The following is a 438-nucleotide window of genomic DNA, read 5'->3' as shown; positions in this document are numbered from 1 at the left end:
TATCCGGCTCGATCGCCCAAGTCTTCCATATCGTGAACATCCAGACCGATCAGATGACCGACTCCATGCGGAAAAAATAAGGCGTGGGCGTCCTGTTCGACCAAATCATCCGCCCGTCCGCGCAAAATGCCCAGATCGACCAAGCCCTGCGCGATCGTTTCACAGGCCAACAGGTGAATATCGCGATATTCCACATTGGGACGCACGGCGGCAATGCAGCGGTCATGGGCAGCTAGAACGACCTCATATAGATCGCGCTGCGTGGATGAAAATCGATTCCCAACAGGCCAAGTGCGCGTTATGTCAGAAGCCCAGCCGTCTGGGGTTTCTGCACCGACATCGGCCAGGAGTAAATCACTCGATCGCAGCGGATGGTGATAGCGATCGTTGTGCAGCACTTCACCGTGAACCGTGACGATGCTGTTATAAGCGCAGGTC

Annotated in this window: 1 protein-coding gene; it reads right to left on the bottom strand. The window is 55.5% G+C overall.

What is annotated here, in order from left to right; translation table 11 throughout:
- Positions 1-438, bottom strand: a 438-nt coding sequence (locus D7Y13_RS43080) for a M24 family metallopeptidase (RefSeq protein WP_120631125.1), incomplete at both ends; no start/stop codon positions are given.

The organism is Corallococcus praedator (assembly GCF_003612125.1).
GTDB classification, from domain to species: Bacteria; Myxococcota; Myxococcia; order Myxococcales; family Myxococcaceae; genus Corallococcus; species Corallococcus praedator.
The sequence above is the reverse complement of the archived record's forward strand: the minus strand, read 5'-3'. Positions and strand labels throughout refer to the sequence as shown.